Here is a 14,386-nt window from a genome sequence, read left to right as displayed (position 1 = left end):
TTGTTTTCAGGAAGATAGGTGAACAAATATGTCCTTTATTGATGAAGAAAGTTATCGTATGAAACGTGCAGGAAAAAAGAAGCACAAAGGTATAGTTCTTTCGAGTATAGCGGGAACAATTGTAGGAGCTTCTTTATTTGCGTTTGGAGCGCCTTTATTTTCGAATTCTGCTGATACGCTTCCGCAAGCTGAAGCAAGCGGAAGTAATATGGCTGAAGCTCAAGGGATTAAACAGATTAGCTTTGTAGATGCTGTTGATCGTGCATCTGAAGCTGTTGTGGGTGTTATTAACATTCAACGAGATAATTTTTCAGAGGCAGATTCAGAGGCCGGTACAGGATCAGGAGTAATTTATAAAAAGACAGATGGTCAAGCTTATATTGTAACGAATAATCATGTTGTAGCTGGAGCGAATCGTATTGAAGTAAGTCTAAGTGATGGTAAGAAGGTTCCTGGAAAAGTATTAGGAACCGATGTAGTCACAGATTTAGCTGTATTAGAAATAGATGCAAAGCATGTGAAAAAAATAATTGAAATTGGCGATTCTAATACTGTTCGCAGAGGAGAACCAGTTATTGCGATTGGAAACCCACTTGGACTGCAATTTTCTGGAACAGTTACACAAGGTATTATTTCAGCTAATGAACGTATTGTCCCTGTAGATTTAGATCAAGATGGACATTATGATTGGCAAGTAGAAGTGTTACAAACAGATGCAGCGATTAATCCGGGGAATAGTGGTGGTGCGCTTGTAAATGCAGCAGGACAATTAATTGGTATTAATTCAATGAAAATTGCTGCAAAAGAAGTAGAAGGAATCGGCCTTGCTATTCCGGTGACTAGAGCTGTTCCGATTATGAATGAACTTGAGAAGTATGGAAAAGTAAGAAGACCGTATGTTGGGATTGAACTTAGGTCATTAAATGAAATCCCAAACTATTATTGGTCAAAAACATTACATTTACCAGGTACTGTAACAGAGGGCGTTTGTATTTTGGATGTGAAAAGTCCTTCGCCAGGTGCGGATGCTGGTTTAAGAGAACATGATGTTATTGTGGCAGTAGATGGAAAACCGATTCGCGATATTATTGGATTCCGTACGGCCTTATATGATAAGGAAATTAATGATAAAATGACTCTTACGTTTTATCGTGGTACAAAAAGAGTAACAACAACAGTGAAATTAGGCATTCAAAAGTATTAAAAACAGGAGGGCCTACCTCCTGTTTTCTATTGTAGAAAAGTGAGGTGTAGAAAATGAATTTACCTTGTTGTTTAGAACATGTTGAATTAGCGTTAGATATTATTGTGGATGAGTGTGAAGTTGCACCAGTTATCAACAATGTGGATAACTCGAGAAAAGAGAAAAAAACATGTGAATTTTGTCAAAATGAGGCGACATATGTTGTATCGAACACAGATTCTCACACAATATGTGGGTAGTATTTGTGGATATGTGGATAAGTTTTGTGGATAACATGTTTGTAAGGTGGAGGATACGTGTGAATATCTCGATTATTTCAATTGGGAAATTAAAAGAAAAATATTTGAAACAAGGTATAGCAGAATACTTAAAACGATTATCTGCATACGCAAAAGTAGAAGTAATTGAATTGCCTGATGAAAAGGCGCCAGAAAATTTAAGTGAAGCAGAAATGTTAATTGTAAAGGAAAAAGAAGGTATACGTATACTGGATAAAATTTCTGATGACACGCATGTGATTGCATTAGCTATAGATGGAAAGCAAAAGTCATCAGAAGAATTTGCGGTAAGTCTAGATCGCCTTGCTACATACGGAAAGAGTAAAGTCGCATTTGTAATTGGTGGATCACTTGGACTAAGCTCAGAAGTGATGAAGCGTTCAAATGAATCACTTTCTTTTTCAAAGATGACATTGCCACACCAATTAATGCGATTAGTGTTGCTTGAGCAAGTGTATAGAGCGTTTCGGATTAATCGTGGAGAACCGTATCATAAGTAATGTATTCTATGTAAAACACTGATATTATCATATTTATTTTATTATGCCTATAATTGGAGGCTATGTGAATGGTAAGTGATCAGACGAGATATTCTAGACTCGCAAATATAACAAAAATAATAAATACGAAATTAGAACTACGTGACGTATTGCAGCGTGTGACAATGGCGATATCAGAGGAAATTGTTAGGTGCGATGCTGTTGGAATTTATTTACCCCAGGAAGATGGAACATTTAGAGGGTTTGCAGGAAAACCAGAGACTATAAATGGCGTAACGCTCGATACTCAAGTAATTGATCCTGAAATAGACTTACTGGCAAAAGAGGTTATTGAAACGAAAAAAACCATCTATATTCCTGATACCTCAAAGGATCATCGACCAGATCCGAGACCGGTTAATGCATTCAAAATTAAGTCCTTATTAGCTCTGCCTATCTCATTTGGGCAAGAGTTATTTGGTCTAGTTTTTTTATTTGATTATGGAATTCCGATGAACTTAACAGATTCAGAAATTCAAAGTGTTGAAGCTTATGTAAATATGGCTGCGGTTGCAATTCAAAACACAAATAATTTAAAACAAAAGGAAAACCTTATTGCTGAGAAGCAGCTGTTACTAAATGTTACACGTGATTTATCAATGTGTTCCTCGATACAGGAGAGTTTTGATAAATGCTTTTTTTACCTAGAACAGATTTTAGAGAGTAAAAATATGACTGCCCATCTTCTAGATCCGCTAGATAAAACAACAATTAAAACAACGAAATTAAGTAAGGGCTGTCATTGGACAAAAGCGGATTGGACAGAGAAAAGCTATGAAGCCAAGATTCAAGAAGTTATTCAAACAAAAAATATAGATAGTAAGGGTCTATTGATGATTCCATTGGTTTCAATTGGAGAAGTATTAGGGGTAATCGTCGTTGGCAAAGAAGGAAAAGCTCACAATTATGATCATTCTCAACTTCAACTAGCAAAATCTATCGTTGATGCCACAGCCCCTACGTTTTCGAATTTGTCATATATGGATCAACTAGAAAGCATAGTGGAAGAGCGAACGAGAGAGCTAGCTGCTGCTAATGAAAAAGTTACAAGTGTGATTGAATGTATTACGGATGGATTTTTTATTTTAAATAATAAATGGGAATTTACGTACGTAAATAAGCACCAATATTTTCCGCAAAGAAAAACAGCAAAAGATGTATTAGGAAAGAATATATGGGATGTTTTCCCGAGTGAAATCGACACAGTTATGTATAAGGAATTTCATCGTGCGATGTCAGAGCGAACTACAGTTCATTTCGAATTTCTTTCTACTGCAGATGAATATTGGCACGAAGTTATTGCATACCCGTATGATGATGGTATTTGTTGTATTTTTAAAAACATAACGGAAAAAAAGAAATATGAACAGGAATTGAAAAGATTATCCAACATAGATTTAATAGGGCAAATGGCAGCAGGTATCAGCCATGAAATTAGAAATCCAATGACAACAGTACTAGGATTTTTACAGTTATTAAAAGAAGAGAATACCTATGAGAAACATAATAAATACTTTCATTTAATGATTGAAGAACTTAACCGTGCCAATTCTATTATTACTGAATTTCTCTCAATGGGTAATACAAGGAAATCGGATTTGCAGATGTTAGATTTAAATTCAATTATCCGCGATATTATTCCTTTAATAAAGATTGATACGTACAATCAAAATAAATATATTCAAGTCGATACAAATGACATTCCAGAATTACTTTTAAATCGTAATGAAATACGGCAATTATTAATGAATCTATATCGTAATGGCTTAGAAGCGATGAATACAGGGAAAGTTCTAACCATTAGCACTTACAAGGAAGGTCAAAATTGTGTGGTGCTTGCAGTGCGGGATCAAGGAAAAGGTATCAGGCCTGAAGTATTAGAGAAACTGGGTACGCCGTTTTACACGACCAAAGATAATGGAACTGGATTGGGGTTAGGTGTATGTTATGCCATTGCTGCCCGCCATAATGCAAAAATAGAAATTCAAACAGGATCGGAAGGCACTACCTTTTTTGTTAAATTTAATTATGAAAATAATAAAAAATAACCTTATTTAGAATAGTTACGATGAACCGTATCATAAATAAATTTATTCTTTGCATATAAAAGGATAAAAAGACCATTGGACAAAAATTACCGATGGTCTTTTAAATATTATTAGATGGTATGTAGATTTCCTAAAATAAGTATGTTTCTATTTCCATAAAAATATGCTGTAATATGAAGAGGAAAAAGTATAAGTAGTTAGAGAAGTGAGGAATTAAAGGTGAAGAAGTTTAAGAAGTTTTACTTGGAGATTACGAGTGTATGTAATCTTGCGTGTAGCTTTTGTCCGCCGACGGAAAGGCAGAAGCAATTCATTTCTGTAGAGGATTTTACTAAAAGATTAGACCAAATTAAACCTCACACAGACTACATTTATTTGCACGTGAAGGGTGAGCCGTTGCTCCACCCGAAAATAGATCAACTATTAGACTTAAGTCATGAAAAAGGGTTTAAAGTTAATATTACAACGAACGGAACGTTAATTAATAAGAGAAGACATAGGCTGTTAAATAAGCCTGCGTTAAGACAAATGAATTTTTCACTGCATAGTTTTGATGGACATCCAGGTTCGCAAGATAAAGAGGGCTATGTAAGGAGTATACTTTCCTTCATTAGGGAAGCGACAAGTCAATCAGATTTAATTGTATCGTTAAGGTTATGGAATTTAACTCAGGATAATAAAACGAATGCTGAAATCCAGAAAAATAGAGAGTTATTATCTATAATTGAAAATGAATTTGATCTATCTTATCAAATTGAAGAGAAGCTTACACCAGGAAAAGGTATAAAAATTGCAGAACGTGTCTTTATTAATCAAGACTATGAATTCCAGTGGCCAGCATTACATGAAGAAGAGGATGATGGGAAAGGATTCTGTCATGGACTTCGTAATCAAGCGGGTATTTTAGCGAATGGAACAGTTATTCCTTGTTGTTTAGATGGTGAAGGGATTATTAACCTTGGGAATATTAATAATGATTCATTTTCTAACATTATCGAAGGTGAAAGAGCAACAAACATTGTCGATGGATTTTCGAAAAGAGTTGCGGTTGAAGAACTTTGCAGGAAATGTGGATATCGCAAACGGTTTGGGAAGTAAATATGAAATAAGCCCTCATAAAGCGAGGGCTTATTTTTTATACTTGATAAGAATGCTCTAATTTATCAATTAATGAACCAACGTAAGAAACAGCTTTACGGATTGCATCTGGTTTTGACATATCTACTCCGGCATGTTTCATTGTACCACCAGCGATCAATAGCATGTTGTCCTTCCTCTTTAATCATTTGAGCTACTGCAGTGGATGCAGTGTGTGCTGCCTTTTTTGTAGTATTTCTAGTAACGATTTACGGAAAGGTTCAAGTTTTGTTTCTTCAGTTAAATATTTTTCAATTGTTCCTTCGCCGAATATGAGAATTTCATTATGAATAAAGGATAGTGCAGTATGTACTTTCGTCCATAAAGCAGAAATTTTGGAAGAGTTCGCTTGAATACTTGGATTTGTACGATCAGTAGATTCTTTTAAATTTGCATATGAGTACAGTTTTGTTAACGTCATTAAAAGTTCTTCTTCTAAAAGTAGGCAATTTAATAAAGTGTGGGAGCTAGTATGTAAATGTCCTTTAAATGAATCAAGTTTCTGTATATCATTTTCCAATGCGTTTAATGCAGTATGCTATTTGGTATCAGAATTATACAAATCGGATAAATCCCATGTTAGTTCAGCAGGTACCTCTACGCGATTAAGGCGATTTTCCATTACATTTTTCAAGTCGTATATCCTCCTTATTAAGACTATCTAAAAATATAACAATAGAAAATTCAGTTAAATCAAAGTATTTTACATTTTTATATACAAAAAAGAAGGACAAGCATGAAAATGCTTGTCCTTCAAGTTAATTTAAGAATTAATATACTTTGTCACCATTGAAAATCGAGTTTTTCACGACAACATAATCTACAGTACGAATAGCATCTAATTTTGTTCCACCAGCGTAAGAGATAGAAGATTGAAGATCTTGTTCCATTTCGATTAACGTATCTTCTAAAGAACCTTTATGCTCAACGAACATTTTCTTACCTTCAACGTTTTTCTTCTCACCCTTTTGGAATTCAGAAGCAGAACCGAAGTATTCTTTATAAAGTTTGCCATCTCTTTCAATTGTTTCCCCTGGAGACTCTTCGTGACCAGCGAATAGAGAACCGATCATGACCATAGTTGCCCCAAATCGTATAGATTTAGCTACGTCGCCGTGTGTACGAATACCACCATCAGCGATAATTGGCTTACTTGCAGCTTTTGCACACCAGCGAAGTGCAGCTAGCTGCCAACCACCAGTTCCGAAGCCTGTTTTAATTTTAGTAATACAAACTTTACCAGGTCCAATACCAACTTTTGTTGCATCGGCACCAGCATTTTCTAATTCTCTTACCGCTTCTGGAGTTCCAACGTTTCCAGCGATAACGAAGCTCTCTGGTAAATGTTTTTTAATATGTTGAATCATGTTGATCACAGCATTAGAATGACCGTGTGCGATATCAATCGTGATATATTCAGGTGTCAGTTGCTCAGCAGCTAATTGTTGTACGAATTCATATTCGTCCTCTTTTACACCAACGCTGATAGAAGCGATTAATCCACGTGATTGCATATCTCTAATGAATGAGATTCGTTTCTCTGGTTGGAAACGATGCATGATATAAAAGTAGTTGTTCTCAGCTAAATAAGTTGCAATTCTTTCATCAATAATCGTTTGCATATTTGCAGGTACGACAGGTAATTTAAATTTATGTTTTCCTAAAGTGACAGTTGTATCACATTCAGAGCGGCTATTTACAATACATTTCGCGGGAATTAATTGAATATCTTCATAGTCGAATACGTTTTCCATCATTTACACCCCTAAAATACGAATATTTTATTTTTATTAATCAAAAATGTTCGTCCATAGGATAATTTACATTATTTTTATTAAGAAGTCAAAGGATTTCTTAACATTTTTTGAAAAAGTAGATTTTATATCTGAAAAACAACGTTAAAAACGAATTTAAAACGTTTTTTTATTTTTATTGTTCGTTTATGAAAAAGGTTGAAAAATTAAGATAATTATACAAGGTTGTATGTATTCTTTTTATTTTTTTGGAGTGGATGTAGGATACTATGAAAAGGTTAATGCTAACAATACGAGCAAAAGATGTTATCAAGTAGTTGAACATTATATGAAATGATAAGGTTTATTTCTATATAAAAAGATGAATCTGGCATGATCCACCTTTTTATGTGAGGTTTCAAGTATAATAAGTAGGGTGATAGTAATGTATACAAAAGATAAAAAAGAAAATAATACAAAATAAAATGAGGTTAATATATGAGTAAAAAAAGTTTTTCTGATTATAAACTAAGTACGGAAATCGTAAGGGCACTTACTGGGTTAGGATATAATCATCCAACAGAAGTACAAGGTGAGGTTATTCCAGTTGCATTAGAAAAGAAGGATCTTGTTGTGAAGTCCCAGACTGGAAGTGGAAAAACGGCTTCATTTGGTATTCCACTTTGTGAAATGGTGGAGTGGGAAGAGAATAAACCACAAGCATTAGTTTTAACACCAACGAGAGAGCTTGCGGTACAGGTAAAAGAAGATATTACAAATATAGGTCGATTCAAAAGGATTAAGGCTGCGGCAGTTTATGGGAAATCTCCATTTGCACGTCAAAAATTAGAATTAAAGCAAAAGACACATATTGTAGTTGGTACTCCTGGTCGTGTGTTGGATCATATTGAGAAGGGTACCCTTTCTTTAGAGTGTTTGAAGTATTTAGTTATTGATGAAGCAGATGAGATGCTAAATATGGGCTTTATCGATCAAGTAGAGGCAATTATTGATGAATTACCTACAAAAAGAATGACGATGTTATTTTCAGCAACACTTCCAGAAGATGTTGAGAAATTGTCTCGTACATATATGAATTCACCAATTCATATTGAAATTAAAGCAGCTGGGATTACGACGGATAAAATTGAACATACTCTTTTTGAGGTGATAGAAGACGAGAAGCTTTCACTACTTAAAGATGTAACAACGATTGAGAATCCTGATAGCTGTATTATTTTCTGTCGTACACAAGAAAATGTAGATCATGTATATAGACAATTAAAACGAGCTAACTATCCTTGTGACAAAATACATGGTGGTATGGTACAAGAAGATCGTTTTGAAGTCATGGATGATTTTAGAAAAGGAAAATTCCGTTATTTAGTAGCAACAGATGTAGCTGCGAGAGGAATTGATATTGATAATATTACACATGTTATTAATTATGATATTCCACTTGAAAAAGAAAGCTATGTACATCGTACTGGAAGAACGGGACGAGCTGGAAATAGTGGAAAAGCTATTACATTTATAACACCATATGAAAATAGATTTTTAGAAGAGATTGAGGAGTATATTGGATTTGAAATTCCAAAGGCAATTGGACCTTCAAAAGAAGAAGTTATGAAAGAGAAAGCTGCATTTGAAGAAAAGATACATGCTAAACCAATTATAAAGAAAGATAAAAATGCAGATATCAACAAAGGCATTATGAAGCTGTACTTTAATGGCGGGAAGAAAAAGAAAATTAGGGCGGTAGATTTCGTCGGTACAATTGCTAAAATTAAAGGTGTTACAGCAGAAGATATAGGTATTATTACGATACAAGATAATGTTTCTTACGTTGAAATATTAAATGGAAAAGGACCACTTGTCTTGAAAGTCATGAAGACTACAACGATTAAAGGGAAACAACTAAAAGTTCATGAAGCAATTAAGTAAATAAAAAACTATCCACTTTAATAGGTGGATAGTTTTTTATTTATGATTCTTTTAAATCATCCACTAGTTGCTCCGCTAAACGTCTATACATATTACTCATAGTGACGAAGGATGTTAGTAGTAGAAATTTTTCTAGCTTTGTATCTTCTAAGGAAGAAATCTCATTTACTTCTGTAACACGGTTATTTACGTCTTGTTTAAAGCTTTCGACATTGCTTTCAGTAAGAGCAAGATAATTTTTGTATAACGTATTTAATTCGAATGAATCATCATTTAATAAGGAGTCATTTATAGTTTCTAATGAACTTTTTATGTCGTTAATGGAGAGAGCTCCCTTTAATTGATAAATTAGGCTAATTAAAATCATATGCTCTTTTGAATACTTTTTATTTTTGATAGGGATGAATAGTTTCCCTTTTGCGTAATTATTAATCATCGTTTTTGTTAATACTTTTTCATCATCAGTTCTCGTTGTATCTGCATAAGTATTCTCAAATAGTTGGACAACTTGGTCTACATATAAGTCAACATTTGGAATATCCTCAAGTTTAATGTTTTTTTCTAAATGTAATGTCTTAAGTAATTCATTTATATTTTCCACGTAGAATCCCTCACTTTTATAACTTAGTGGAACTTAATGTTTAATATATCTTTAAATATGGTATTACGAAACAAATGAATTGTAAATGTTGACCTTAAAAAGAAATGTGCATATAATTACATGTAGTTATCAAAACTACATGTAATTATATGAGGGGTGTTATTATGAATACTTATGTAAGGGAACCAGTTAATGCATTTACTCACTTAGGTGGAGCGATATTATCATTTATTGCGTTATTAGCTATGCTTGTGAAAGTTTCTATCAAGATGCCATCATTTGCTGCAATTACAGCTGTTATTTTGTTTGGTATTGGAATGATGGTCCTTTATACGGCGTCAGCTGTATATCATAGTGTTGTGGCCAATGAACGTGTTATATACTTCTTTAGGAAGCTAGATCATTCTATGATTTTTATATTAATTGCAGGTACATATGCACCCTTTTGCTTAATTACATTAAATTCAGCAAGTGGTTTGCTATTATTTTGTTTAGTCTATGCAACTGCGATTTGTGGCATTGTATTTAAAATGTTTTGGTTTAATTGTCCAAGGTGGTTATCGACAGCAATTTATATTACGATGGGTTGGTTAATTGTTTTATTCTTTGCGCCGTTAGCTGAGAATTTAAGTACAGGAGGCATTATTTTCTTAGTACTTGGTGGCATTTTTTATACAATTGGTGGATTTATTTATGGAACAAAGCCAAAATGGTTAGAGTTTAAATATATGGGGCATCATGAAATTTTTCATGTTTTTGTATTATTAGGTAGTCTTGCGCATTTTCTAAGTGTATATTGTTACGTAATTTAATAAAAAAACGTCACATAATTTTTATTATGTGGCGTTTTTTTATTACCTGATTAGAATCGTATATGTTATAAAATTATTATGGGATAAAATGTAAGTTTTTGTGTTCGCATGTTAAACATAGGATAAGAAATATGTGATATACTTTGAGAAGTTTATAATGAATGAAATATGGAGGACTATAATTATGGCAATACTTGTAACAGGTGGAGCAGGATATATTGGTAGTCATACATGTGTAGAATTACTAAATAGCGGTTACGAAGTTATAGTAGTGGATAATCTTTCGAATAGCTCGGTAGAATCTATAAATCGAGTAAAAGAAATAACAGGAAAACAATTTAAGTTTTATAAAGAAGATGTTTTAAATCGCGAAGCGCTTGACGCAATTTTTGAAGAAAATTCAATTGAAGCAGTTATTCACTTTGCAGGATTTAAAGCTGTAGGGGAGTCAGTAGCGATTCCATTAACATATTATCATAACAACATTACAAGCACGTTAGTGCTATGTGAAGTAATGCAGAAACATAATGTAAAGAAGATAATCTTTAGTTCATCTGCAACTGTATATGGTATCCCGGAAACGTCACCGATTACGGAGGAGTTTCCATTAAGTGCAACAAATCCATATGGTCAAACGAAATTAATGATTGAGCAAATTATGCGTGATGTAGCATTTGCAGATCCAGAATGGAGTATCGCATTACTTCGCTATTTCAATCCATTTGGTGCACACGAAAGTGGGCGTATCGGAGAAGATCCAAATGGAATCCCAAATAACTTAATGCCATATGTAACGCAAGTAGCGGTAGGTAAGTTAAAAGAATTAAGCGTATTCGGAAATGACTATCCAACGAAAGATGGAACAGGAGTCCGTGATTACATCCATGTTGTGGACTTAGCAAATGGTCACGTAAAGGCGCTTGAGAAAGTACTGAGTACAACAGGAGTAGATGCTTATAACCTGGGCACAGGCATGGGCTATAGTGTACTAGAGATGGTTGAAGCATTTGAAAAAGTTTCAGGCAAGAAAGTTCCTTATAAAATTACAGAGCGTCGCCCAGGTGATGTGGCAGTATGTTTTGCTGATGCATCGAAAGCAAAGCGTGAATTAGGCTGGGAGGCAACACGCGGATTAGAAGAAATGTGTGCTGACTCTTGGAAATGGCAATCAAATAATAAAAATGGCTATCTAGAAGTTTAATGGTGAATATACAAAAATGACCTTTGCATAAAAGCAAGAGGTCATTTTTTATATTCATTTTCTACTAAGTTTATTAGCGAACCTAGAAAAGAACGTTCGCTGTTTTAAATGATATGATTTTACAATATCTTATGCTACAAGGTAGTAGAATGAGATAGAGTAATGTATTATTTTATTGATTTTTTATGGGAATTGAAAGCGTATTATTGAAATGTATTCCAACACTTGTATCATTGCTAGAGTACGTTTATAATCAAGGAATCCTAGTTCATGTTTTGATAGGATTATTTATTATTGAAAGCGTTTTAAGTTCACTCCTTTTTTGAGGTAGGAGGTCTGACTTATTTAGATGAAAAATTATGTATGTAGTTTTAAATGGGAAGAAAAATAATATAAGTATCATTTTATAGTGTGGGGAGGTTAAAAGTGTGAAAGGTAAAGATTTTCACACGAATATATATGGGTTATGTAGGATTATTACTTTCAGGGGCAGCTTTATTTTTAAATAGTCTTGTTATATTAGGGAAAGCAGAGATGAAAAGTGCGGGTGTTTTTAATTTATTTGTGGGTGCACTACAAATTATTATTCCGTTTTATTTGATTATGATTTCTGACCAAAGCAATTGGACAGTGTATTCATATGCGGCTACTTTCTTATTTGGATTAACTTATTTATATGTAGGTGTTACTTTTATAAAAGGAATGGATAGTAGTGGTCTAGGATGGTTTTGTATTTGGGTAGCAATTATAGCCTTATTCTATATGGTTGTTTCATTTGTTCAATTCCATGATGTTGTTAATGCGTTAACGTGGTTTATGTGGGCATTACTTTGGTATTTATTCTTTGTATTAAATACACAAAAGAAGAACATTAATCAATATCTTGGAAGGATTGCCTTCGTACAATCATGGGTAACATTGACTTTACCTTCACTCTTTTATTTTATGGGAGTGTGGGGAGAGGGATTTGTATATGAACTATGGGTTTATGTATCAGTAATTTCTATTTTGTACTTCTGTTATTGTATTTATAAATATCGAGTCCGTTAATATATTATCTGTATAAAGGCATGGAATCGTTAAACGAATTCCATGCTTTTTATATGTTAGCACTTATAATAGAGAGGTAGTATTTTACAATTTGCTAAAGTGGGGATGATGAAGTTGAAAAAAGTATTGGTGCTAGGGGGAACAAGATTTTTTGGTAAACATTTAGTAGAAGCACTTTTGCAAGAGGGGCACGATGTAACGATTGCGACGAGAGGAATTACGGAAGATTCTTTTGGCAGTAGAGTAAAAAGACTTATTGTAGATAGGGAAGATGAAAAACAACTAGCAGAGCGTCTAGAAGATAAAAGTTATGATATTGTATACGATAATTTATGCTATAGCTCGAATGCAGCGAAGGGAATATGTGAAGTGTTACGAGGGAAAACGAAGAAATATGTTATGACATCTTCAATGGCCGTCTATGAACCTGCCCTAAGCTTATCAGAAGAAGACTTTAATCCGTACGAGTATGCAATAGCGTATGGAGATAGGAATGACTTCAATTATGGTGAAGGAAAGAGATTAGCTGAAGCCGTTGTATTTCAACATGCAACATTCCCAGTCGTTGCAGTGCGTTTTCCAGTTGTTATTGGAGAAAATGATTATACGAAAAGGTTACAATTTTACGTTGAATGTATTGTGAACCAAAAACCTATCGTTGTGGATCATGTAGATGGAACTTTGTCATTTATACATGAAAAAGAGGCAGGAAAGTTTCTAGCTTGGTGCGGAATGGCAAATGTGAGAGGACCAATTAACGCCTGTAGTAACGGAGTAGTTTCTATGGAAGAAATTATTCATTTCATAGAAGAGAAGACGGGAATAAAAGCACTCATTCAGAAAGCTGGGGGAAATATAGCTCCTTATAATGAGGTAACTAACTGTACGTTACATAATGGAAAGGCTCGTGAATTCGGATTTTTGTTCCGAGAGCTGAAACTAGAAATAAAAAATATTTTAAAACATTATATAAATACAATGAAGTAATCATAAATCCCCCGGTGGCAATCCGGGGGATTCTGGAGGATTTCGACAATACTGATTTTACATTACCAAATTTACCTTATACGTACGACTAATGTTTTTGTGATTGAATTGCTTGTAAATACTTCTCGTTTACTTGGTCCCAGTTTACTGTATGCCACCAGTTGGTAACAAACTCTGGGCGCCTATTTTGATACTTTAAATAATAAGCATGTTCCCATACATCAATTACGAGTAAGGGGATTTTCCCTTCTTGCAAAGGCGTATCTTGATTTGGTGTACTCATAACAGAGAGTTCCTCACCGTCAAGAACAAGCCATCCATAGCCACTTCCAAAACGACTAATAGCTGCTTTGGAAAGTTGATCTTTTAAGTTGTCAAAGGTATTGAAATAATAATCAATTACTTTTGCAACGTCTCCATTAGGCTCACCGCCACCTCGTGGGCTCATCACTTCCCAAAAAAGACTATGACAATAGTGACCACCACCGTTATTTCGTACAGCTGTAACAATTTCCTTCGGTAAAGCATCTAAATTACATAGCAATTCTTCTAAAGATTTATTATGTAATTCAGTATAATTTTCTAAAGTAGCATTTAAATTGTTTACGTATGTCGCATGGTGCTTTCCATGATGAATGGAAAGTGTATTGCTATCAATATGTGGCTCTAGTTCATCATAGTCATATGAAAGCTTTGGCAATTGAAATGAAGACATAACATTACCTCCTTTCCATTTAAAAAGTTGGTCTAGGTAAAAATACTTTACCTGAGTCAAAAATACACCCATTTTCCATATAAGTCAATAGTAAGTCCATTAATTTTCTGAAAAATATTACAATAAAAGTAACACTC

General features: G+C 34.0%; 14 protein-coding genes and 1 pseudogene. 10 read left to right on the top strand and 5 right to left on the bottom strand.

Annotation, left to right across the window (positions count from 1 at the left end):
• The first annotated feature begins 28 nt into the window (after window positions 1–28).
• The 5 genes from MHB52_RS27970 to MHB52_RS27950 all read left to right on the top strand — a co-directional run bounded on the left by MHB52_RS27970 (window position 29) and on the right by MHB52_RS27950 (window position 5,167).
• On the top strand, window positions 29–1,204 hold the full coding sequence (locus MHB52_RS27970) for a S1C family serine protease (protein WP_000008042.1): 1,176 nt from the start codon (window positions 29–31) through the stop codon (window positions 1,202–1,204).
• A gap of 53 nt (window positions 1,205–1,257) precedes the next feature.
• On the top strand, window positions 1,258–1,443 hold the full coding sequence (locus tag MHB52_RS27965) for a CxxH/CxxC protein (protein WP_001052832.1): 186 nt from the start codon (window positions 1,258–1,260) through the stop codon (window positions 1,441–1,443).
• Between the two features lie 59 nt (window positions 1,444–1,502).
• Window positions 1,503–1,982 (top strand): 23S rRNA (pseudouridine(1915)-N(3))-methyltransferase RlmH, encoded by a 480-nt coding sequence (rlmH, locus tag MHB52_RS27960; protein ID WP_001026998.1) that lies wholly within the window; start codon window positions 1,503–1,505, stop codon window positions 1,980–1,982.
• A 68-nt stretch (window positions 1,983–2,050) separates the two neighbouring features.
• Window positions 2,051–4,069, top strand: coding sequence for a GAF domain-containing sensor histidine kinase (locus tag MHB52_RS27955; protein ID WP_061664260.1), 2,019 nt, complete (start codon window positions 2,051–2,053; stop codon window positions 4,067–4,069).
• Between the two features lie 219 nt (window positions 4,070–4,288).
• Entirely contained in the window at window positions 4,289–5,167 is an 879-nt protein-coding gene (locus MHB52_RS27950; RefSeq protein WP_061664261.1) for a radical SAM/SPASM domain-containing protein, read from the top strand.
• Window positions 5,168–5,204: 37 nt separating this feature from the next.
• Here the strand turns inward: MHB52_RS27950 and MHB52_RS27945 are convergent, their stop codons facing one another.
• From MHB52_RS27945 to guaC, 3 genes and pseudogenes are all read right to left on the bottom strand, one after another.
• Window positions 5,205–5,333: a hypothetical protein gene (locus MHB52_RS27945; RefSeq protein ID WP_016118980.1), complete on the bottom strand. Its 129-nt coding sequence runs from the start codon at window positions 5,331–5,333 to the stop codon at window positions 5,205–5,207.
• Window positions 5,334–5,369: 36 nt separating this feature from the next.
• Window positions 5,370–5,840 (bottom strand): annotated as a pseudogene (locus MHB52_RS27940) (oligoendopeptidase F); the annotation flags it as partial.
• Between the two features lie 136 nt (window positions 5,841–5,976).
• Complete coding sequence (gene guaC / locus MHB52_RS27935; RefSeq protein ID WP_000432447.1) at window positions 5,977–6,960, bottom strand: GMP reductase; 984 nt, start codon at window positions 6,958–6,960, stop codon at window positions 5,977–5,979.
• Between the two features lie 477 nt (window positions 6,961–7,437).
• On the opposite strand from guaC, the gene MHB52_RS27930 reads away from it, so the two are divergent.
• Window positions 7,438–8,883: a DEAD/DEAH box helicase gene (locus MHB52_RS27930; protein ID WP_000039354.1), complete on the top strand. Its 1,446-nt coding sequence runs from the start codon at window positions 7,438–7,440 to the stop codon at window positions 8,881–8,883.
• 40 nt (window positions 8,884–8,923) lie between these two features.
• Here the strand turns inward: MHB52_RS27930 and MHB52_RS27925 are convergent, their stop codons facing one another.
• Entirely contained in the window at window positions 8,924–9,484 is a 561-nt protein-coding gene (locus tag MHB52_RS27925) for a DUF1836 domain-containing protein (protein ID WP_000427884.1), read from the bottom strand.
• Window positions 9,485–9,648: 164 nt separating this feature from the next.
• Here MHB52_RS27925 and trhA point away from each other — a divergent pair, with 164 nt between their 5' ends.
• From trhA to MHB52_RS27905, 4 genes are all read left to right on the top strand, one after another.
• Entirely contained in the window at window positions 9,649–10,296 is a 648-nt protein-coding gene (trhA, locus tag MHB52_RS27920) for a PAQR family membrane homeostasis protein TrhA (RefSeq protein WP_001099728.1), read from the top strand.
• Window positions 10,297–10,480: 184 nt separating this feature from the next.
• Window positions 10,481–11,497 (top strand): UDP-glucose 4-epimerase GalE, encoded by a 1,017-nt coding sequence (gene galE / locus MHB52_RS27915; protein WP_016118979.1) that lies wholly within the window; start codon window positions 10,481–10,483, stop codon window positions 11,495–11,497.
• A gap of 459 nt (window positions 11,498–11,956) precedes the next feature.
• A complete protein-coding gene (locus MHB52_RS27910) occupies window positions 11,957–12,547 on the top strand; it encodes an AmiS/UreI family transporter (protein WP_000542569.1) in 591 nt (196 codons plus the stop codon).
• A 105-nt stretch (window positions 12,548–12,652) separates the two neighbouring features.
• Window positions 12,653–13,534 (top strand): NAD-dependent epimerase/dehydratase family protein, encoded by an 882-nt coding sequence (locus MHB52_RS27905; RefSeq protein ID WP_080451678.1) that lies wholly within the window; start codon window positions 12,653–12,655, stop codon window positions 13,532–13,534.
• 88 nt (window positions 13,535–13,622) lie between these two features.
• Here MHB52_RS27905 and sodA read toward each other — a convergent pair whose 3' ends face one another.
• Window positions 13,623–14,249, bottom strand: a complete 627-nt coding sequence (sodA, locus tag MHB52_RS27900; RefSeq protein ID WP_000094037.1) for a superoxide dismutase [Mn] — start codon at window positions 14,247–14,249, stop codon at window positions 13,623–13,625.
• Window positions 14,250–14,386: the final 137 nt, after the last annotated feature.

The sequence above is a fragment of the Bacillus sp. FSL K6-0073 genome (genome assembly GCF_038006085.1).
In the GTDB taxonomy this organism is placed as follows: Bacteria; Bacillota; Bacilli; order Bacillales; family Bacillaceae_G; genus Bacillus_A; species Bacillus_A cereus.
The sequence above is the reverse complement of the archived record's forward strand: the minus strand, read 5'-3'. Positions and strand labels throughout refer to the sequence as shown.

Excerpts from the sequence above, each read along its gene's own strand:
- galE (WP_016118979.1), top strand. The coding sequence starts at position 10,481 with ATGGCAATACTTGTAACAGGTGGAGCAGGATATATTGGTAGTCATACA.
- MHB52_RS27945 (WP_016118980.1), bottom strand. The coding sequence starts at position 5,333 with ATGCTATTGATCGCTGGTGGTACAATGAAACATGCCGGAGTAGATATG.
- trhA (WP_001099728.1), top strand. The coding sequence starts at position 9,649 with ATGAATACTTATGTAAGGGAACCAGTTAATGCATTTACTCACTTAGGT.
- MHB52_RS27930 (WP_000039354.1), top strand. The coding sequence starts at position 7,438 with ATGAGTAAAAAAAGTTTTTCTGATTATAAACTAAGTACGGAAATCGTA.
- MHB52_RS27955 (WP_061664260.1), top strand. The coding sequence starts at position 2,051 with ATGGTAAGTGATCAGACGAGATATTCTAGACTCGCAAATATAACAAAA.
- MHB52_RS27965 (WP_001052832.1), top strand. The coding sequence starts at position 1,258 with ATGAATTTACCTTGTTGTTTAGAACATGTTGAATTAGCGTTAGATATT.
- sodA (WP_000094037.1), bottom strand. The coding sequence starts at position 14,249 with ATGTCTTCATTTCAATTGCCAAAGCTTTCATATGACTATGATGAACTA.
- MHB52_RS27970 (WP_000008042.1), top strand. The coding sequence starts at position 29 with ATGTCCTTTATTGATGAAGAAAGTTATCGTATGAAACGTGCAGGAAAA.
- guaC (WP_000432447.1), bottom strand. The coding sequence starts at position 6,960 with ATGGAAAACGTATTCGACTATGAAGATATTCAATTAATTCCCGCGAAA.
- MHB52_RS27910 (WP_000542569.1), top strand. The coding sequence starts at position 11,957 with ATGGGTTATGTAGGATTATTACTTTCAGGGGCAGCTTTATTTTTAAAT.
- MHB52_RS27905 (WP_080451678.1), top strand. The coding sequence starts at position 12,653 with ATGATGAAGTTGAAAAAAGTATTGGTGCTAGGGGGAACAAGATTTTTT.